This is a genomic window from Evtepia gabavorous (genome assembly GCF_003425665.1).
In the GTDB taxonomy this organism is placed as follows: Bacteria; Bacillota; Clostridia; order Oscillospirales; family Oscillospiraceae; genus Evtepia; species Evtepia gabavorous.
Genome location: NZ_QQRQ01000026.1, coordinates 1 through 18,567, shown reverse-complemented (window position 1 = coordinate 18,567; position 18,567 = coordinate 1). Strand labels below are relative to the sequence as shown.

Annotated in this window: 14 protein-coding genes; 7 read left to right on the top strand and 7 right to left on the bottom strand. The window is 64.5% G+C overall.

Annotated elements, in window-relative coordinates; genetic code table 11:
- Positions 1-70: 70 nt before the first annotated feature.
- The 4 genes from ribD to ribH are packed head-to-tail and all read left to right on the top strand — an operon-like array spanning position 71 to position 3,558.
- Positions 71-1,162 (top strand): bifunctional diaminohydroxyphosphoribosylaminopyrimidine deaminase/5-amino-6-(5-phosphoribosylamino)uracil reductase RibD, encoded by a 1,092-nt coding sequence (gene ribD / locus DV520_RS10615; protein WP_165850094.1) that lies wholly within the window; start codon positions 71-73, stop codon positions 1,160-1,162.
- Entirely contained in the window at positions 1,163-1,813 is a 651-nt protein-coding gene (locus tag DV520_RS10610; RefSeq protein WP_117142741.1) for a riboflavin synthase, read from the top strand.
- Positions 1,814-1,833: 20 nt separating this feature from the next.
- Entirely contained in the window at positions 1,834-3,033 is a 1,200-nt protein-coding gene (locus DV520_RS10605) for a bifunctional 3,4-dihydroxy-2-butanone-4-phosphate synthase/GTP cyclohydrolase II (protein ID WP_117142735.1), read from the top strand.
- A gap of 57 nt (positions 3,034-3,090) precedes the next feature.
- The gene (gene ribH, locus DV520_RS10600) at positions 3,091-3,558 is read left to right on the top strand and encodes a 6,7-dimethyl-8-ribityllumazine synthase (RefSeq protein WP_021920073.1); all 468 of its coding nucleotides are present in this window, start codon (positions 3,091-3,093) and stop codon (positions 3,556-3,558) included.
- A 721-nt stretch (positions 3,559-4,279) separates the two neighbouring features.
- Here the strand turns inward: ribH and DV520_RS10595 are convergent.
- From DV520_RS10595 to purB, 3 genes are all read right to left on the bottom strand, one after another.
- Positions 4,280-6,061 carry an ABC-F family ATP-binding cassette domain-containing protein gene (locus DV520_RS10595; RefSeq protein ID WP_117142733.1) on the bottom strand — a complete coding sequence of 594 codons (1,782 nt, stop codon included), beginning with the start codon at positions 6,059-6,061 and terminating at the stop codon, positions 4,280-4,282.
- Positions 6,062-6,758: 697 nt separating this feature from the next.
- Positions 6,759-7,676: an AEC family transporter gene (locus tag DV520_RS10590; protein WP_021919330.1), complete on the bottom strand. Its 918-nt coding sequence runs from the start codon at positions 7,674-7,676 to the stop codon at positions 6,759-6,761.
- A 122-nt stretch (positions 7,677-7,798) separates the two neighbouring features.
- Positions 7,799-9,238 carry an adenylosuccinate lyase gene (gene purB / locus DV520_RS10585; RefSeq protein WP_117142731.1) on the bottom strand — a complete coding sequence of 480 codons (1,440 nt, stop codon included), beginning with the start codon at positions 9,236-9,238 and terminating at the stop codon, positions 7,799-7,801.
- 152 nt (positions 9,239-9,390) lie between these two features.
- Between purB and DV520_RS10580 the strand changes: the two genes are divergently transcribed.
- Positions 9,391-9,873, top strand: a complete 483-nt coding sequence (locus tag DV520_RS10580) for a GNAT family N-acetyltransferase (RefSeq protein WP_021919332.1) — start codon at positions 9,391-9,393, stop codon at positions 9,871-9,873.
- A gap of 747 nt (positions 9,874-10,620) precedes the next feature.
- Here the strand turns inward: DV520_RS10580 and DV520_RS10575 are convergent.
- The 4 genes from DV520_RS10575 to spoIVA form a co-directional block, all read right to left on the bottom strand.
- Positions 10,621-11,814 carry a pyridoxal phosphate-dependent aminotransferase gene (locus DV520_RS10575; protein ID WP_117142728.1) on the bottom strand — a complete coding sequence of 398 codons (1,194 nt, stop codon included), beginning with the start codon at positions 11,812-11,814 and terminating at the stop codon, positions 10,621-10,623.
- Between the two features lie 397 nt (positions 11,815-12,211).
- On the bottom strand, positions 12,212-12,373 hold the full coding sequence (locus DV520_RS10570; RefSeq protein WP_021918701.1) for a DUF6440 family protein: 162 nt from the start codon (positions 12,371-12,373) through the stop codon (positions 12,212-12,214).
- A 92-nt stretch (positions 12,374-12,465) separates the two neighbouring features.
- Entirely contained in the window at positions 12,466-13,254 is a 789-nt protein-coding gene (locus DV520_RS10565) for a type III pantothenate kinase (protein WP_117142726.1), read from the bottom strand.
- A 726-nt stretch (positions 13,255-13,980) separates the two neighbouring features.
- The gene (gene spoIVA, locus DV520_RS10560; RefSeq protein WP_021918867.1) at positions 13,981-15,462 is read right to left on the bottom strand and encodes a stage IV sporulation protein A; all 1,482 of its coding nucleotides are present in this window, start codon (positions 15,460-15,462) and stop codon (positions 13,981-13,983) included.
- Positions 15,463-15,712: 250 nt separating this feature from the next.
- Here spoIVA and DV520_RS10555 point away from each other — a divergent pair, with 250 nt between their 5' ends.
- The gene (locus DV520_RS10555) at positions 15,713-17,479 is read left to right on the top strand and encodes a Na/Pi cotransporter family protein (protein WP_021918868.1); all 1,767 of its coding nucleotides are present in this window, start codon (positions 15,713-15,715) and stop codon (positions 17,477-17,479) included.
- Positions 17,480-17,552: 73 nt separating this feature from the next.
- Complete coding sequence (locus tag DV520_RS10550; protein WP_117142722.1) at positions 17,553-18,152, top strand: lactate utilization protein; 600 nt, start codon at positions 17,553-17,555, stop codon at positions 18,150-18,152.
- Positions 18,153-18,567 lie beyond the last annotated feature (415 nt).

The window sequence follows — 18,567 nt, the reverse complement described above, 5'->3', positions numbered from 1 at the left end:
TCGCTGTGCTGGTTTTGTGCGCTCTGAAGATTGGCTTCAGAGCGTTTTTTCTTGCGCGGAGGTGATCAAGATGACAGATCAGGACTATATGGCCCTGGCTTTGGACCTGGCCCAAAAGGGGGCCGGCTGGACCAGCCCCAACCCCATGGTGGGGGCTGTGCTGGTGAAGCAGGGGCGGATCATCGGCCAGGGGTACCACGCCCGGTGGGGAGACCTCCACGCCGAGCGGGCGGCGCTGGCCGCCTGCCGGGAGGACCCCGCCGGCTCCACCCTCTACGTCACCCTGGAGCCCTGCTGCCACCAGGGAAAGCAGCCCCCCTGCACCCAGGCCATTCTGGAGGCCGGCATCACCCGGGTGGTGGTGGGCTCCGGGGACCCCAACCCCCTGGTGGCCGGCCAGGGCCTGGCCCAGCTTCGGGCCCAGGGGGTCCAGGTGACCGTGGGGGTGCTGGCGGAGGAATGCCGGGCCCTGAACCACGTGTTCTTTCACTACATCCAGACCGGCCGGCCCTATGTGGTGCTCAAGTACGCCATGACCCTGGATGGCAAGCTGGCGGCCTACACCGGGGCCTCCCAGTGGATCACCGGGGAGGCCGCCCGCCGCCACGTCCACACCCAGCGCGGCCGCTACCGGTCCATTCTGGTGGGGGTGGGCACGGTGCTGGCCGACGACCCCCAGCTCACCTGCCGGATGGAGGGGGGGCGGAACCCCCTGCGCCTGGTCTGTGACACCCACCTGCGCACCCCTCTCACCGCCCAGGTGGTAAAGACCGCCGGGGAGATCCCCACCTGCCTGGCCACCTGCGTCACCCAGGAGGGGCGGCTGGCCCCCTACCGGGACCTGGGGGTCCAGATTCTCCCCCTGCCCCAGGGGGCCGACGGCCGCGTGGACCTGGCCGCCCTGGTCACCCTGCTGGGGAAGATGGGGGTGGACAGCGTCCTGGCCGAGGGAGGCGCCCAGCTCCACTGGGGGCTGGTGCAGGCGGGGCTGGTGAACAGGGTCCAGGCCTATCTGGCTCCCAAGCTCCTGGGGGGGCAGGGGGCCAAGTCCCCGGTGGGGGGCCAGGGCTTTCCCCACCCGGACCAGGCCCTCTCCCTCTCCTCCCCTACCCTCACCCGTCTGGGGGAGGACATTCTCTTGGAAAGCGAGGTGACCGGGTAAATGTTTACCGGTATCGTGGAGGAAATGGGCACCGTAAAGGCCATCCGCAAGGGGCCCCACAGCGCCGTGGTGGAGATTCAGGCCCAGGTGGTGCTGGAGGACCTCCACATCGGCGACAGCATCGCTGTCAACGGGGTGTGCCTCACCGCCACCGCCTTCTCCCCCGCCGGCTTCACCGCCGACGTGATGCATGAGACCTTGAACCGCTCCGCCCTGGCGCTCCTCCGGCCGGGCAGCCGGGTGAATCTGGAGCGGGCCCTGGCCGCCGGCGGCCGCTTCGGCGGCCACATCGTGGCCGGCCATGTGGACGGGGTGGGCACCGTCCAGCGGATCACCCGGGACGACAACGCCGTCTGGTATACCATCGCCGCCGGCCCGGAGATTCTGCGCTACGTGGTGGAGAAGGGCTCCATCGCCATCGATGGCATCAGCCTGACGGTGGCCAGGGTGGACGGCCAGTCCTTCGCCATCTCCGCCATTCCCCACACCGTCTCGGTCACCACCCTGGCCCACCGGCGGGTGGGGGACCCTGTGAATTTGGAAACCGATGTCCTGGGAAAGTATGTGGAAAAGCTCCTCCAGCCCCTTCAGGCGGAGGCCCCGCCCCCTTCCGGGATCACCCGAGATTTTTTAACCCGCTGCGGCTTTTGAGCCGGGAAAGGAATGACCCCATGTTTCAGTACAACACCATTGAAGAGGCCCTGGAGGACCTGCGCCAGGGCAAGATGATCCTCTGCACCGACGACCCCGACCGGGAGAACGAGGGGGACCTCATCTGCGCGGCAGAGTTTGCCACCACGGAGAACGTCAACTTCATGGCCACCCACGGCAAGGGCCTCATCTGCATGCCCATGTCCTATGGGTACGTCCAGAAGCTCCAGTTCCCCCAGATGGTCACCCGGAACACCGACAACCACGAGACCGCTTTCACCGTCTCCATCGACCACGTGGACACCACCACGGGCATCTCCGCCGCCGAGCGGGCCCTCACCGCCAGAAAGTGCGTGGACCCCGACGCCAAACCCCAGGACTTCCGCCGCCCCGGCCACATGTTCCCCCTGCTGGCCAAGGACAACGGGGTCCTGGAGCGCAACGGCCACACCGAAGCCACCGTGGACCTCATGCGCCTGGCCGGCCTGCGGGAGGTGGGCCTGTGCTGTGAGATCATGGGGGAGGATGGCACCATGCTGCGCTCCCCGGCCCTCCAGGAGAAGGCCAAGCAGTGGGGGCTGAAGTTCATCACCATCCGGGACCTGCAGAACTACCGCAAGCGCCACGAGGTCCTGGTGGACCGGGTCACCGTCACCAAAATGCCCACCCGGTACGGGGACTTCCTGGCCTACGGCTATGTCAACAAGCTCAACGGCCAGCACCATGTGGCCCTGGTGAAGGGGGAGATCGGCGACGGCCAAAACCTGCTGTGCCGGGTCCACTCCGAGTGCCTCACCGGGGACACCTTCGGCTCCCTGCGCTGTGACTGCGGCCAGCAGCTGGCCGCCGCCCTGGCCCAGATCGAGGCCGAGGGCCGGGGGGTCCTCCTCTACATGCGCCAGGAGGGCCGGGGGATTGGCCTGATCAACAAGCTCCGGGCCTATGCCCTCCAGGACGAGGGCATGGACACCCTGGAGGCCAACCTGGCCCTGGGCTTTGCCGGGGACCTGCGGGAGTATTACATCGGGGCCCAGATTCTCCGGGACCTGGGGGCCAAAACCCTCCGCCTGCTCACCAACAACCCGGACAAGGTCTACCAGCTGGCGGACTTCGGCATGGCGATTCAGGAACGGGTCCCCATTCAGATGGCCGCCACCGCCCACGATCTGTTCTACCTCCAGACCAAGCAGAAGAAAATGGGCCACATCCTCAGTTACTGAGTTCCCCGCCCCAAGGGGCGGAACCATCCCAACCACAGATGAAGGAGAGACACTGCCATGAAAACTTTGGAAGGCGCGCTGGTCGCGCAAAACATGAAGGTGGCCCTTGTGGCCGCCCGGTTCAACGAGTTCATCACCGCCAAGCTCATCGGCGGGGCCCTGGACGGACTCAAGCGCCATGGGGTCCCGGAAGAGGCCATCCACCTGGCCTGGGTCCCCGGCGCCTTTGAGATCCCCCTGGTGGCCAGCAAGCTGGCAAACAGCGGAAAGTACGACGCCGTGATCTGCCTGGGGGCGGTGATCCGGGGGAGCACCAGCCACTATGACTACGTCTGCGCGGAGGTCTCCAAGGGCATCGCCACGGTCTCCCTCCAGAGCCAGATTCCCGTGCTCTTCGGCGTCCTCACCACCGACACCATCGAGCAGGCCATTGAGCGGGCCGGCACCAAGGCGGGCAACAAGGGCTATGACTGCGCCCTGAGCGCCGTGGAGATGGTGAACCTGCTGCGGGAGATTGGGGACTGAGGGGGCCTTTTCCGCCGCGCTGAAAAAAAACACCGCCGGAGCCTGTGGGGCACGGCGGTGTTTTTGGTTTGGGCAGGGGGTTGGGGGGGCAGCCTGCCTGGATGGGGGTGCAAGGTTTTCTCACACCGTTGGAACGGGCGAGAACCTTGGCTTCCCAGCCGGGGCCCTATTTCTTTGAAGAAATAGGGGAAAGAACACCAAGGGGCTTTGCCCCCTGGACCCCCGCAGGGGAAAGAGTTTCTTTCCCCCACACCCCTTTTCTCTGGACTGTTGTAGAAGCAGCGTGGGTTTCCTGTTGGCCTACCTGGCCTGCGGCCTCTAAGACCAACGCCTCATGGCCCGCCCACCAGCTTGGGCGGGCGGGAGAAGTGGTTTATTGACGGGAGGAGAAAGAGAAAAACCGAAAAGGCCATTCTCCGCCTTTTCCCAAAGGGTACCCATCTGCGTCCCCAGCCCGCCCAGCCGGTGGGCGGGCCGTTACGGGCCTTTCGCTGGGAGGGCCGCAGGCCAGGTAATAAGTGAGAAGTACAGCCTCCCCCACACCACCCCACCAGAGAAGGGGGTCCCGGGGGAGGAACCTCCTCCCCCGGGGGTTCTTTCCCCCATTTCTTCCCAAGAAATGGGGCCCCGGCCGGGCAGGCCCCGTTCCCCGCCGTTCCAACGGCGTAGGGAAAGGCCCCCACCACGGTCCCTACCCAGACAGGCCCAAGGGCGTCCCCCCTCACCCCTCCTGTGCCGCGATCTTCTCCGCCAGCTCGGTGAGATACACCCACCGCTCCATCTTCTCCTCCAGGGCAGCCTTCTCCCGCGCCTGCTCCTCCGTAAGCTCCTGGAGCTTCACATAGTCGCTGCCGCAGGCGGCCATCTGGGCCTCCAGCGCCCCGATGCTGGTCTCCAGGGCGGCAATGTCGTCCTCAATGGTGTCAAACTCCCGCTGCTCCTTGAAGGTGAATTTCAGCTTCTTGGGCCGCTGGGGTCTGCCCGGGGCGGGCTTTTTGGGGGCCTTCTCCCGGCTGGCGGCCACCTGGGTCCGCTTTTCCAGGTAGTCGGTGTAGTTGCCGGTGTACCGCCGGACCACGCCCCCCTCCCCTACCTCGAAAATTTCCCGGGCCATCTTGTCCAGGAAGTACCGGTCGTGGGACACGGCGATCACCGCCCCGGGGAAGGTCTCCAGATAGGACTCCAGAATGGCCAGGGTGGTCACGTCCAGGTCGTTGGTGGGCTCGTCCAGCAGCAGGATGTTGGGGGCCTCCATGAGCACCGACAGCAGGTACAGCCGCCGGCGCTCCCCGCCGGAGAGCTTGCCGATGGGCTGCCCCTGGAGCTGGGTGGGAAAGAGGAACCGTTCCATCATCTGGGCGGCGGAGAAGTTCCCCTCCCGGGTCTTTACCTCCCCGGCGATGCTGTGGATAAAGTCGTATACCCGCTGATCCGGGTCCAGCTCCCGGCCCTCCTGGGAGAAGTAGCCGATACGCACCGTCTCGCCCCAGTCGATGGTGCCGCTGTCCGGGGCGAGCTTCCCGGCAAGGAGGTTCAGCAGGGTGGACTTTCCCGCCCCGTTGCGCCCCACGATGCCCACCCGGTCCTCCCGGCCCACCCCGTAGGAGAAGGACTGGAGAACCACCCGGTCCCCAAAGGCCTTGGAGACCCCATGCAGCTCCACCGTCTTCCGTCCCAGGCGGCTGGAGAGAGTGGCCATCTGCACCGCCCCGTCGGTCTCCGGGCCGGTCTGGGCCTTGAGGGCCTCGTACCGGGCAATGCGGTCCTTGTTCTTGGTCCGCCGGGCCTGGGCTCCCCGCATGATCCACTGGTACTCCACCCGGAGGATGGACTGCCGCTTGCGCTGGGCGGCCTGCTCCCGCTCCTCCTGCTGGGTTTTGATGGCCAGGTATTTGGAGTAATTGGCCTCATAGTGGCGGATGTGGCAGTGGGAGAGCTCCGTGATCCGGTTGCACACCCGCTCTAAAAAGTAGCGGTCGTGGGTGACCATGATCAGTCCCCCGTTGAACTTCCGCAGACGGTCCTCCAGCCAGAGGACCATGTCGCTGTCCAGGTGGTTGGTGGGCTCGTCCAAAATGAGCACATCCGCCGGGTGGAGGAGGACCGCCGCCAGGGCCACCCGCTTGCGCTGGCCGCCGGAGAGGGTCCCCACCGGCTGGGCAAAGTCCGTCAAGCCCAGCCGGGTGAGCATGGCCTTGGCCTCATAGTCCAGAAGGGCCCGGGTGTCTGGGGAAAACCCGGCAAAGACCTGCTCCAGCACCGTGGCCCCCGCCTCCATGGGGGGATTCTGGGGCAAAAAGCACACCTGAACATTGGGGTCTCGGGTGACGCTGCCCTGGTCGGGGGGCTGCTGGCCGGCCAGGACCCGGAGAAAGCTACTCTTTCCCGTGCCGTTGATGCCGATCAGGCCCACCTTGTCGCCCTGGCTGAGGTAGAGGGTCACGTCGTCCAGCAGTGGCTTGAGGCCGAAGTTGAGGCTGATGTGTTCTGCGGAGAGCAGCATAGGGGATTCCTCCTTTGGGTCCCTGTGGGGGACGGTGTGGTTGTGGCTGGATGGGCAAAAGGATGGTTTTTCTCCTGCGCCGTTGGAACAGGCGGGAGCGGGGGCCGCCCGGGCGGGGGCCCTTGTGGGTTTCTCCCTACGCCGTTGGAACGGCGGGGAATCTTGGCTTACCCAGCCGGGGCCCCATTTCTTGGGAAGAAATGGGGGAAAGAACCCCAGAGGGAAGAGGTTCTTCCCTCTGGACTCCCTTCTCTGGTGGGATTGGGTGGGGGGAGGCTGTACTTCTTATGGGATACCCGGCCTGCGGCCCTCACAATGGAAGGCCCGTAACGGCCCGCCCACCGGCTGGGCGGGCTGGGGACGTGGACAGGTATCCTTTGGGAAAAGGCAGAGAGGAACCGTTCGGGTTCCCGTTTTTTCCTTCCGTCAACAAACCACTTCTCCCGTCCGCCCAAGCTGGTGGGCGGGCCATGAGGCGTTGGTCTTGGAGGCCGCAGGCCAGGCCCCTACCTGACGGAACCACCTTCCCCCGTTCCTCCCACCAGAAAATGGGGTTCCAAGGGGAAGGAACCTCCTTCCCCTTGGTGTTCTTTCCCCTATTTCTTCCAAGAAATAGGGCCCCGCCCGGGAGGGCCAAGTTCCTGCCCGTTCCAACGGCACAGGAGAAAACCCACACTGGCGCGGGACGCCCCCTTCCTCACAGCAGAAAGGAGGTCACCACCGGCAGCGTCACCGCGCAGAGAATGGTGCTGAGAAAGTTCACCCGGGAGGCAAAGGTGTCATCCACCCCATAGCGGATGCTGAGGATGGAGACCATCGCCCCGCTGGGGCAGGCGGCGATGACCGTGAGCACCCCCAGGGTGGTGCCCTCCAGGAACAGCCCCAGCACCAGCCAGACCAGCAGCGGGCACAGCAGCAGCCGCACCAGGCTCACCACATAGGCCTTCCCGTCCCGCAGGGCCTGGCCCATGGGGACCCGGCTCAGGGAGATGCCAATGACGATCATGGACAGGGGGACCGTGGCGCCGCTGAGGGTTTTGATGGTGTCCCCCACCAGGGCAGGCAGGGGGATGTGGAGCAGGAAGATCACCATGGCCGCCAGGGTGCCCACCAGGGCGGGGGAAAAGACCTCCCGCAGGGTCACCCGTCCCTGGCCTTGGCCCGCCCGCAGCCGGCTGACCCCTAAGGAGAACAGGAGCAGGTTAAAGGGCAGGGTGGTCAGGGAGGCGCAGAAAACGGCGCTCTCCCCAAACAGGGCCTCCACCACCGGGAAGCCCACAAAGACGTTGTTCATAAAGAACACCGACAGCCAGGCCGCCGTCCGGTCCCCCTGGGAGAGGGGCAGCAGCCGGGCGCAGACCCAGCCCAGCACCCCCGCGATGGCAAAGAGGACAAACACCGCCGCCACCACCACCGCCATCTCCCCGCCGGTGAGCAGGGGCTGCACCCCCACCACCGAGGAGAGAATGGTGGCCACAATGAAGACGTTGGCCACCAACCGGCTGGTTTTTTGGCTGAAGGCGCTGTCCACCCACTGGGCCTTGGCGGCGGCGAAGCCCACCAGCATGAGGAGGACCAGCATCACCATTTTTTCCAGGGCGACCCATCCGGCCATGGTATATCACACTCACTTTCTCTGTTTTCTTCTCTTTTCCACAGGAATCCCTCCCCGGGGCCAGGCCCTGGAGAGGGATTTTGGGTTCTATCTCACGTTCCCACGGGGAACTGCCCCGGGCATCACACGGTGATCTCCGCCCCTGTGCCCTGGAGGGCGTCGGGATAGCGGTCCAGCACCGGCCGGACCTGCTGGTCCAGGAACCGCTCCACCTGCTGGGGGCAGCAGCCGATGTAGGCGGCGGGGTCCAGATGGCGGAAAACCTCCTGCCGGCTCAGGCCAAAGGCAGGGTCAGCGGCGATGCGCTCCAGCAGGTCGTTGTCCTTCCCCTCCCCCTTCACCCGCTGGCCGGCGGCCAGGGCGTGGGTGCGGATGCGCTCATGGAGGGCCTGACGGTCTCCCCCCCGCTTCACCGCATCCATGAGGATGTTCTCCGTGGCCATGAAGGGGAGCTCCTCCAGCACGTGCTTTTCAATGACCTTGGGGTGGACCACCAGGTTGGCGGCCACGTTCTCATAGAGGTTCAAAATGGCGTCGGTGGCCAGGAAAGCCTCCGACACGGCGATGCGCTTGTTGGCCGAGTCGTCCAGGGTGCGCTCAAACCACTGCAGGCAGGCGGTCATGGCCGGGTTGAGCCCGTCGGCGATGACGTACCGGGCCAGGGCGCAGATGCGCTCGCTGCGCATGGGGTTGCGCTTGTAGGGCATGGCGGAGGACCCCACCTGGTGGGCCTCAAAAGGCTCCTCCACCTCCTTCATGTGGCACAGCAGCCGCAGGTCGGTGGCAAATTTATGGGCCGACTGGGCAATCCCCGCCAGGGTGGACAGAACGGCCGCGTCCACTTTGCGGGTATAGGTCTGGCCGGAGACGGGCTGAACCTGGTCGGGGGCAAAGCCCATTTCCCGGGCAATCCGCCGGTCCAGCTGCCACACCTTCTCCTGGTCCCCCTCAAACAGCTCCAGGAAGCTGGCCTGGGTGCCGGTGGTGCCCTTACAGCCCAAAAGCCGCAGATGGGACAGGCGGTACTCCAGCTCCTCCAGGTCCTGGAGGAGCTCATACATCCACAAGGTGGCCCGCTTGCCCACGGTGACCAGCTGGGCGGCCTGATAGTGGGTATAGCCCAGGGTGGGCATGGCCTTGTACTGGCGGGCAAACCGGCCCAGGGCTGCCAGGACCCGTACCAGTTTGTCCCGGAGGAGGGTCAGGCCCTCTTTCATTAAAATGATATCGGTGTTGTCCCCCACGTAGCAGCTGGTGGCCCCCAGGTGGAGGATGGGCATGGCACTGGGGCACTGGGCGCCGTAGGCGTGGATGTGGGCCATCACGTCATGGCGGAGCTCCCGCTCCTTCTCCTGGGCCAGGTCATAGTTGATGTGGTCCTTCTCCCGCTCCAGCTCGTCGATCTGCCCCTGGGTGATGGGCAGGCCCAGCTCCTTCTCCGCCCGGGCCAGGGCAATCCACAGCCGGCGCCAGGTGGTGAATTTTTTATCGGGAGAAAAAATATACAGCATCTCCCGGCTGGCGTAGCGGGAGGCCAAGGGGCTTTCATAGGTGTCTTTCATGGGGACCACTCCTCTTTCCTTTGTGTGGACTGTTGCAACGGATCATTAGAACCCGGTTATTTTATCACAAAACAGGCAGGGAAACAATCCCCTTTCCCCCGCCCTGCGGCTGTGCTATACTGAAAAAAACACCTGTCAGGAGGATTTTATCAATGGAAATCAGAACCGCCGCCCCCCAAGACCTGCCCGCCGTGACCCGGCTGGAGGCCCTCTGCTTCCCCCCGGCGGAGGCCGCCCCGAAAGCGGCCTTCCGGGACCGCCTGGCCGCCTGCCCCCAGACCTGCTGGCTGCTGTGGGAGGGGGACACTCTGCTGGCCATGGTCAACGGCATGACCGTCCAGACCCCGGACCTCACCGACGCCATGTATGAGACCACCGCCCTCCACGACCCCGCCGGGCCCTGGTTGATGATCTTTGGCGTGGACACCCACCCGGACCACCGCCGCCGGGGATACGCCGGGCGGCTGCTCCGTCACGCCATCCAGGCCGCCCGGGACCAGGGGCGGGCGGGGGTGGTGCTCACCTGCAAGGAGCGGCTGCTGCCCTACTATGCCAAGTTCGGGTTTGTCAGCGAGGGGGTGTCCGCCTCGGTGCATGGCGGGGCGGTGTGGTACCAGATGCGGCTGGCTTTTTGAGGGCGGGCCTGCCGCGGTTGGCGTGGGGCCGCGCTGGGCAGCGTTCTTTTGGGGGGCTTCCCCACGCCGTTGGAACGGGCGGGAACGGGGGCCTGCCCGGCCGGGGCCCCATTTCTTGGGAAGAAATGGGGGAAAGAACCCCAGAGGGAAGAGGTTCTTCCCTCTGGACTCCCTTCTCTGGTGGGGTTGTGTGGGGGGAAGTTGTACTTCTCGCTGGTTACCTGGCCTGCGGCCCTCACATTGAAAGGCCCGTAACGGCCCGCCCACCGGCTGGGCGGGCTGGGGACGTGGGTAGGTACCCTTTGGGAGAAGGCAGAGAGGAACCGTTTGGTTTCCCGCTTTCTCCTCCCGTCAACAAACCACTTCTCCCGCCCGCCCGAGCTGGTGGGCGGGCCATGAGGCGTTGGTCTTGGAGGCCGCAGGCCAGGTAGGCCGACAGAAAACCCACGCCGCTTCTACAACAGTCCAGAGAAAAGGGGTGTGGGGGAAAGAAACTCTTTCCCCCACGGGGTCCAGGGGCACAGCCCCTGGTGCTCTTTCCCCCATTTCTCCAGAGAAATGGGGCCCCGCCCGGGAGGGCCAAGTTCCTGCCGTTCCAACGGCGCCGGGAGACCCCACAAGCCCCCCGCCCGGGCGCCAGCCGCTCCCGTCCATTTCGACAGTGCCGGGACAAACCGCCCCAGACCGCCAAACAGCGGGCTTCCCCCTCGGGAAGCCCGCTGTCACATTCTGTCATGGAATCTCCGCTCAGGCGTTGGTCAGGAATTTCTCCAGCCGGTCCAGTCCCTCCTTGATGTTCTCCATGGACACGGCAAAGGACCACCGGACATAGTGGGGCGCGCCGAACCCGGTGCAGGGCACCACCGCCACCAGTCCCTCCCGGAGAAAGACGTTGGCAAAGTCGTCGGCGTCACGGATCTCCACCCCGTAGAGGGTCCTGCCGATGAGCTCCTCCAGGTTCATCAGCATGTAGAAGGTGGCCTCGGACCGGACCGGATGCACCCCGGGGATGGCGGACATGCGCTGGTAGAGGTAGTCCCGGCGGACCTCAAACGCCCGCCGCATGGCCTCAATCTCCGCCTGGGAGCCCCCAAAGGCCTCCTCCGCGGCGGCTTGGGCGATGGAGCAGGTCCCCGACAGGCTGTGGCTGAGGTAGTTGCTCATCACCTGGACAATCTCCCGCCCGGCCGCGGCGAATCCGATCCGCCAGCCGGTCATGGCGTAGGTCTTGGAGGCACCGCTCACCAGAATGGTCCGCTCCTTCACCGCCTGGGACAGGGAGGGGAAGGAGACAAACTCCTTGCCGTCAAAGACCAGCTTGCTGTACATCTCATCGGCGATGACATAGAGGTCGGCCTCCACGCACACCTGGGCAATGGCCTCCAGGTGCGCCCGGCTGTAAATCATACCGGTGGGGTTGGAGGGACTGTTGAGGATGAGGGCCTTGGTCTTGGGGGTGATGGCCTGGCGGAGCTGCTGGGGGGTCAGGTTGAAGCCGGAGGCCTCGGTGGTCTCCACCACCACAGGGACGCCGCCAGCCATCTTAATCAGCTCGTAATAGCTCACCCAGTAGGGCGCGGGGAGGATGACCTCGTCCCCTGGGTTCAGGAGGGTCTTCAGGGCCACATAGAGAATGGGCTTGCCGCCCCCGCTGACCACAATCTCCTCGGTGGTATAGTCCAGCCCCCAGTCCTCCTGCAGCCGCTTGCGCACCGCCTGGCGCAGGGCCAGGGTGCCGGGGGTGGGGGTGTATTTGGTCTGGTCGTTCTCAATGGCACGGATGCCGGCCTGCTTGATGTGCTCCGGGGTGGGGAAATCCGGCTCTCCCACGCTGAAGCCGATGACGTCGATGCCCTCGGCGCGCATTTTCTTAAACTGCGTGTCGATGGCCATGGTGGTGGATGCCCGGACAGACTGGGCAAGTGTGGATAATGCTTTCATAAACAGCAGGCCTCCCAATAATGTAAATTCCATAGATTTTCATTTCTCGGTGACACATTATAGTTAGAATCCTGCATATTTGCAATAGGAAAAGGAGAAAATTTTCGATTTTTGAAAATGTTTTCTTGTCCTGTTGCAAATTTTGCCTCTATTTTTTAGGAACCCGGGGCCAGACCTCACCGGCCAGGCGGGCAGGAGATGTGAGCGGCCCGCCCGCAGGACCCGCCCGGCGCCCCTTGAATTCCCGGCGTGCACTGGGGAAACCGAGGGCAGGACAATCCGCAAGAAGAGGCCATCTTGGTTCCAAGACGTCCTCTCATTTATTTATATGTGGGGACGTATGACACGGTTCCCCTGCTTGCCTTCCTTGGGTCCCATTTCCCACGGATTTGGGGCGCTATGGTCTTACCACAGGTTTTCCTTCCCGATCCAGCAGCGGTGTAAACCCCGCCCCGTTTCCGTCCCGGTGAAACAGATAATGGACCCCTGTTTCCGTATCCACCCAGATTTCCATGACGGAAACTATGCCTTGACTGTAAATCTTCTGAAACCGTTCCATAAAACGCCTCCTTTCCATGGCGGCTGAGACAACGGCTGCGACGCATCGTGGCTGTTTCTTTCCGCTTCCCTCACGGGACAGGCCGCAGCCTTTTATTCCCCCCGCTTCCGCCGGCGGTCCAGGTTCTTCTGGTAGAGATAGTACAGCCCGTCCAGCAGCAGATTCTCGTCAATGAGGATCTCCCGCTTGCAGTATTTCTGGATGAGGGCGGCGTTGCCCCCGGTCATCACCACCGTGGCCACCGGCCGGGCGGCCTCCTCCATCCGCTGGATCATGCTGTCAATCATCCCGGCGTTGCCGTAGAGGACCCCGGAGCGCATGGCGTCGATGGTGGAGCGGCCAAAGATGGAGGGGGGCTCCTCCAGGGAGATGTGGGGCAGCTCCGCGGCCCGGCCGGAGAGAGCCTCCACGGCGATGCGCACCCCGGGGATGATGACGCACCCTTTATACGTGCTCTCCCCCAGGTAGGACAGGGTGGTGGCGGTGCCCATGTCGATGACGATGATGGGCTGGGGATACTTTTGCAGGGCCGCCACGGAGGAGGCCACAATGTCCGCCCCCAGCTGGTTGTGGACCTCGGCCAGGATATTCATCCCGGTCTTCACCCCCGGCCCCACGATCATGGGCCGCACCCCGCTGAGTTGGCGGATGGCGTCGGCCATGGCCCCGGTCATGGGAGGGACCACGCTGGAGACCACCGCCCCCGTCACATCCCGAATGTCCGCCTGATACAGCTGGAACATGTCCAGCAGGTCAATGGCAATCTGATCCCGGGTTTTATTCTTATCGGTCTTGATGGAACCCCGGAACTGGAGCACGCCCTCCGGGGTGTACAGACCCATGGTCATGGTGGTGTTGCCGATGTCAACCGTTAGAATCATCTTGGTTCCCCCCGTCCGCAGCATGAGTTTGGCTGGGATACATTATAAAGGTTGTGGTCGGAAAAATCAATGCCCATTCCGGGGGGGGGATGTGCTCGGGGGGTGTTGTGGGGTTCTTCCCCGGCGCCGTTGGAACGGGCGGGAACCTTGGCTTGCCCAGCCGGGGCCCCATTTCTTGGGAAGAAATGGGGGAAAGAACCCCCGGGGGAGGAGGTTCCTCCCCCGGGACCCCCTTCTCTGGTGGGGTTGTGGAGGGGGAGGCTGTACTTCTATCTTAGTACCTGGCCTGCGGCCCTCCCAGCGAAAGGCCCGTAACGGCCCGCCCACCGGCTGGGCGGGCTGGGGACGTGGATGGATACCCTTTGGGAAAAGGCGGAGAGTAACCTTTTCGGTTTCCCGCTTTCTCCTCCCGTCAACAAACCACTTCTCCCGCCCGCCCGAGCCGGTGGGCGGGCCATGAGGCGTTGGTTTTAGAGGCCGCAGGCCAGGCCCCTACCTGACCAACCACCTTCCCTCATTCCTCCCACCAGAGAATGGGGTTCCAAGGGGAAGGAATCTCCTTCCCCTTGGTGTTCTTTCCCCTATTTCTTCAAAGAAATAGGGCCCCGCCCGGGAGGGCTCCGTTCCCGCCCGTTCCAACGGCGCAGGGGCAGAACCCCACAACGCCTCCTACCCCCAGCAAAAACCGCGCCCCCCACCCACCGGGCAGGAGGCGCGGCTACCTTGTCACAGAATAATGCAGATCAGCCCGCCCGACCCCTCGTTGATGATCTTCTCCAGGGTCTGACGCATCTTCTCCCGGGCGTCCTCGGGCATGTGCTTGAGCTTGGAGGCCAGGTCCTCGTTGATGAGCTCATGGAAGGACCGGCCGAAGATGTTGGACTGCCAGATCCGCTCCGGCTCCCCCTCGAACTCCTGGAGGAGGAAGCCCAGCATATCCTCCGACTGCTTCTCACTGCCCACAATGGGGGAGACCTCCGCCTGGATATCCGCCCGGATCATGTGGATGCTGGGGGCCTTGGCCCGGAGGCGGACCCCGTAGCGGCCCCCCTGCTTGATGATCTCCGGCTCCTCCAGCTCCAGCTCCCCGGCATCGGGGATGACAATGCCGTAGCCGGTGGCCCGGACCTCCTCCATGGCGGCGGCCACCTTTTTGTAGGCCGCCTGCACCCCCGCCAGCTCCCGCAGCAGGCTCAGCAGCTCCCCGTCGTTGCGGATGGGGAAGCCCGTCTGCTGGGACATGGTCTCATAGAACAGACTGCGGGGGAGCTCCAGCCGGGCCTCACAGCTGCCGCTGCCCAGGCGCATGGCGGTGACATCCGCCCCGGTGACCAGCTCGCACTGGGCCATTTTCTCCACCACCGGGCGCACATCCCGGATGCGGTGGAGGTCCCCCATGGCCCCCCGGATGGCCTCGAACACCGTGCCCTTGATGGGGTGGTCCGGGGCCAGGGCGTCCACCCAGTCCGGCAGGAAGAGCTGGAGCTCCTCCACAGGGAACTCAAAGAGCACCGACTGGATGATCTCCGTCACCGCCCGCTGGCTCAGGTCCAGGCAGCTCACCGCCAGGCAGGTCACGTCGTACTCCTCCGCCAGCTGGGCCCGGAGGGCCTGGGCCCCGTCGGAGTCCGGCCGGGCGGAGTTGAGGAGGATGAGGAAGGGCTTGCCCAGCTCCTTGAGCTCGGAGATCACCCGGGCCTCCGCCTCCAGGTAGGCCTCCCGGGGCAGGTCGGTGACGGTGCCGTCGGTGGTGACCACGATGCCAATGGTGGAGTGCTCGGCAATGACCTTCCGGGTGCCGATCTCCGCGGCCTCCGCCATGGGGATCTCCTCGGGGAACCAGGGGGTGTGGACCATCCGGGGCAGGTCGTCCTCCAGCTGGCCCACCGCCCCGGGGACCAGGTAGCCCACGCAGTCGATGAGCCGGACGGAAAAGGCCCCGCCCCCCTCCATGGCGATCTCCACCGCCTCCTCGGGGACAAACTTGGGCTCGGCGGTCATCACCGTCCGGCCAGAGCCGCTCTGGGGCAGTTCGTCCCGGGCCCGCTCCCGGCGGTATTCGTCGGTGATGTTGGGCAGAACCATGGTCTCCATAAACCGCTTGATGAAGGTGGACTTCCCCGTTCGGGCGGGCCCCACCACGCCGATGTAGATGTCCCCCGCCGTGCGCTTGGCGATGTCCTGGTAAATGCTTGTCAGGGTATTCATAGTATGTCTCCTCCGTCTGGGTGTTTCTGATTTCGGTGGTTCTATGTCTATGTTCCTTCGGCCCGGGATAGACCGGCGGGGACGGAAAAAGCCCCAGACCCCCCGGCAGCGGACCTTCCCCCTTTTGTCAAATCCCACAAAACCCTGTCGTTTTACACAGATTTAACAGAAACCATAGATTAGATTTAACCTTTCTTTTTTATCATGGAGATATCATCCGATCCTATGCGACAAAAGGAGCGTGAGGCGAATGGGCATTTCCAACCTCATCGCGCTGCTCAGCGGCGTGGCCCTCTTCCTCTTCGGCATGACCCTCATGGGGGACGGGCTGAAGAAGGTGGCGGGCAACAAATTGGAGCTGGTCCTCTACAAGCTCTCCGGCAGCCCCCTCAAGGGGGTGCTTCTGGGCACCGGCGTCACCGCCATCATCCAGTCCTCCTCGGCCACCTCGGTGATGGTGGTGGGCTTTGTCAACTCCGGCATGATGCAGGTCAAGCAGGCCATCGGCATCGTCATGGGGGCCATCCTGGGCACCAGTGTCACCGGGTGGATCATCTGCCTGTCCTCTCTGGAGGGCGGGGCGGGCTGGGTCTCCCTGCTGTCCACCTCCACCCTCACGGGGATTGTGGCGGTGGCGGGCATCATCCTGCGGATGTTCTGCAAGCACCAAACCAAGCGCCATGTGGGGGACATCCTCCTGGGCTTTGCCGTGCTCATGTTCGGCATGCAGGCCATGAGCTCCTCCGTGGCCCCCCTCCAGGAGAGCGAGACCTTTTTGGGCCTGCTGACCACCTTCTCCAACCCCATTCTGGGCATTCTGGTGGGCCTGGTCTTCACCTGCGTGCTCCAGAGCGCCTCCGCCGCCGTGGGCATTCTGCAGGCCCTGGCCGCCACGGGGGTCATCACCTTCTCGGTGGCCTATCCCCTTGTCATGGGCATCGCCGTGGGGGCGGCCATGCCGGTGCTCCTGTCCTCCCTGGGGGCCAACGTCAACGGCAAGCGCACGGCCTTTGTCTACCTGCTCATCGACGTGCTGGGGGCGGTGATCTGGGGTGTCCTGTTCTATGGGGCCAACGCCCTGCTCCATTTCTCCTTCCTGGACATGACCATGAGCGCGGTGAGCATCGCCTTCCTCAACACCCTCTTCCGCTTTGCCACGGTGCTCATCCTCACCCCCTTCATCGGCATGCTGGAGCGGCAGATCTGCCGGCTGTTCCGGGACACCGAGCCCGCCGGCCCGGAGAAGGAGGACTTTGCCCGGCTGGAGGCCCGCTTCATCGAGCACCCCGCCGTGGCCATTGAGCAGTGCCGCCAGGCCCTGTGCAACATGGCCCTGGAGGCCAAGGCCAACCTGGAGGACGCCTACTACCTGATTGGAAATTACCAGGAGAAACAGTTTCACTTCATCGCCCAGCGGGAGGACATCATCGACAAGTATGAGGACAAGCTGGGCAGCTATCTGATTAAGCTCACCGGCAAGGAGCTCTCCGAGCAGCAGAACAAGGACGTGACCAAGTTCCTCCACGCCATCGGGGACGTGGAGCGCATCGGGGACCACGCCATGAACATCGCCGAGTGTGCCAAGGAGATCGCGGAAAAGAACATCGTCTTCTCCGAGGAGGCCACCCGGGAGCTGAACACCATGTTCGCCGCCGTCCAGGAGATCACCTACAACGCCATCACCGCCTTCACCACCGGGGACCTGGAGCTGGCCTACCGGATCGAGCCCCTGGAGGAGCTCATCGACTCCCTGTGCGACGAGATGAAGCTCCACCACGTGGACCGGCTCCAGCGGGGGATCTGCCAGCTCACCCAGGGCTTCGTCTTCAACGACCTTCTGACCAACTATGAGCGGGTGGCCGACCACTGCTCCAACCTCGCCGTGGCCATGATCGAGCTGGAGTCGGACTCCTTTGACACCCACGAGTACCTCATCAGCTTGAAGAAGGTCCGCTCCCACAGCTTTGACCAATACTATGAGGACTACCGCAAGAAGTTCTCCCTCCCCGAGGTGTGAGGCCCCTTGCCCTTCTGCCCGCTCCCATGGTATCATCAGGGCAGACGTTACCTTGGAAAGGAGAAACCCTTCTATGGATATCCCCCGTTTACAAAAGACCCTGGAAGCCGCCGGCTTCACCGTCCAGTGGTTTCCCACGGCCCAGGCGGCCAAGGAGGCGCTGGTGGCGCGGTTTGCCGGCAAAACCATCGGCATGGGCGGCAGCGTGACCCTGCGGGACCTGGGCCTGTATGAGGCCCTGTCCCAGCGCGGCACGGTCTACTGGCACTGGCAGCAGCCCGGCCCGGAGACCCTGGCCCAGGCCGCCAAGGCCCAGGTCTACCTCACCAGCGTCAACGCCCTGGCCGAGACCGGTCAGCTGGTGAACATCGACGGCACCGGCAACCGAATCTCCGCCGCCGCCGGCGCCCACGAGACGGTGTGCTACCTGGTGGGGCGCAACAAAATCGCCCCCACCTTCCAGCAGGCCCTCTGGCGGGCCCGGAACATCGCCGCCCCCCTGAACGCCCGGCGGCTGCACCGCAAGACCCCCTGCGCCCAGGGGGAGACGCTGCGATGTTACGACTGCCGCAGCCCCGAGCGCATCTGCAACGGGCTGTCGGTGCTGTGGCGGCCTCTGGGCGGGGTGGGAGAGACCCTGGTGTGCCTGGTGGGGGAGGACCTGGGGTACTGATCCCCCTTGTTTTTCTGCGGAAACCATCCCTGCGGGGGCCTGTGAGGGCGCTCGGCGGGGATGGTTTTTGGCTTTTCCGGCGACGCTGCGGGGGGCTTTCCTCACGCCGTTGGAACAGGCGGGAACTTGGCCCTCCCGGGCGGGGCCCCATTTCTCTGGAGAAATGGGGAAAAGAGCACCAGGGGCTGTGCCCCTGGACCCCGCGGGGGAAAGAGTTTCTTTCCCCCACACCCCTTTTCTCTGGACTGTTGTAGAAGCGGCGTGGGTTTTCTGTCGGCCTACCTGGCCTGCGGCCTCCAAGACCAACGCCTCATGGCCCGCCCACCAGCTCGGGCGGGCGGGAGAAGTGGTTTGTTGACGGGAGGAGAAAGCGGGAAACCAAACGGTTCCTCTCTGCCTTCTCCCAAAGGGTACC

What these genes read in the sequence shown, in the direction of transcription:
- ribD (WP_165850094.1), top strand. Translation starts at nt 71, where the DNA reads ATGACAGATCAGGACTATATGGCCCTGGCTTTGGACCTGGCCCAAAAG.
- DV520_RS10610 (WP_117142741.1), top strand. Translation starts at nt 1,163, where the DNA reads ATGTTTACCGGTATCGTGGAGGAAATGGGCACCGTAAAGGCCATCCGC.
- DV520_RS10605 (WP_117142735.1), top strand. Translation starts at nt 1,834, where the DNA reads ATGTTTCAGTACAACACCATTGAAGAGGCCCTGGAGGACCTGCGCCAG.
- ribH (WP_021920073.1), top strand. Translation starts at nt 3,091, where the DNA reads ATGAAAACTTTGGAAGGCGCGCTGGTCGCGCAAAACATGAAGGTGGCC.
- DV520_RS10595 (WP_117142733.1), bottom strand. Translation starts at nt 6,061, where the DNA reads ATGCTGCTCTCCGCAGAACACATCAGCCTCAACTTCGGCCTCAAGCCA.
- DV520_RS10590 (WP_021919330.1), bottom strand. Translation starts at nt 7,676, where the DNA reads ATGGCCGGATGGGTCGCCCTGGAAAAAATGGTGATGCTGGTCCTCCTC.
- purB (WP_117142731.1), bottom strand. Translation starts at nt 9,238, where the DNA reads ATGAAAGACACCTATGAAAGCCCCTTGGCCTCCCGCTACGCCAGCCGG.
- DV520_RS10580 (WP_021919332.1), top strand. Translation starts at nt 9,391, where the DNA reads ATGGAAATCAGAACCGCCGCCCCCCAAGACCTGCCCGCCGTGACCCGG.
- DV520_RS10575 (WP_117142728.1), bottom strand. Translation starts at nt 11,814, where the DNA reads ATGAAAGCATTATCCACACTTGCCCAGTCTGTCCGGGCATCCACCACC.
- DV520_RS10570 (WP_021918701.1), bottom strand. Translation starts at nt 12,373, where the DNA reads ATGGAACGGTTTCAGAAGATTTACAGTCAAGGCATAGTTTCCGTCATG.
- DV520_RS10565 (WP_117142726.1), bottom strand. Translation starts at nt 13,254, where the DNA reads ATGATTCTAACGGTTGACATCGGCAACACCACCATGACCATGGGTCTG.
- spoIVA (WP_021918867.1), bottom strand. Translation starts at nt 15,462, where the DNA reads ATGAATACCCTGACAAGCATTTACCAGGACATCGCCAAGCGCACGGCG.
- DV520_RS10555 (WP_021918868.1), top strand. Translation starts at nt 15,713, where the DNA reads ATGGGCATTTCCAACCTCATCGCGCTGCTCAGCGGCGTGGCCCTCTTC.
- DV520_RS10550 (WP_117142722.1), top strand. Translation starts at nt 17,553, where the DNA reads ATGGATATCCCCCGTTTACAAAAGACCCTGGAAGCCGCCGGCTTCACC.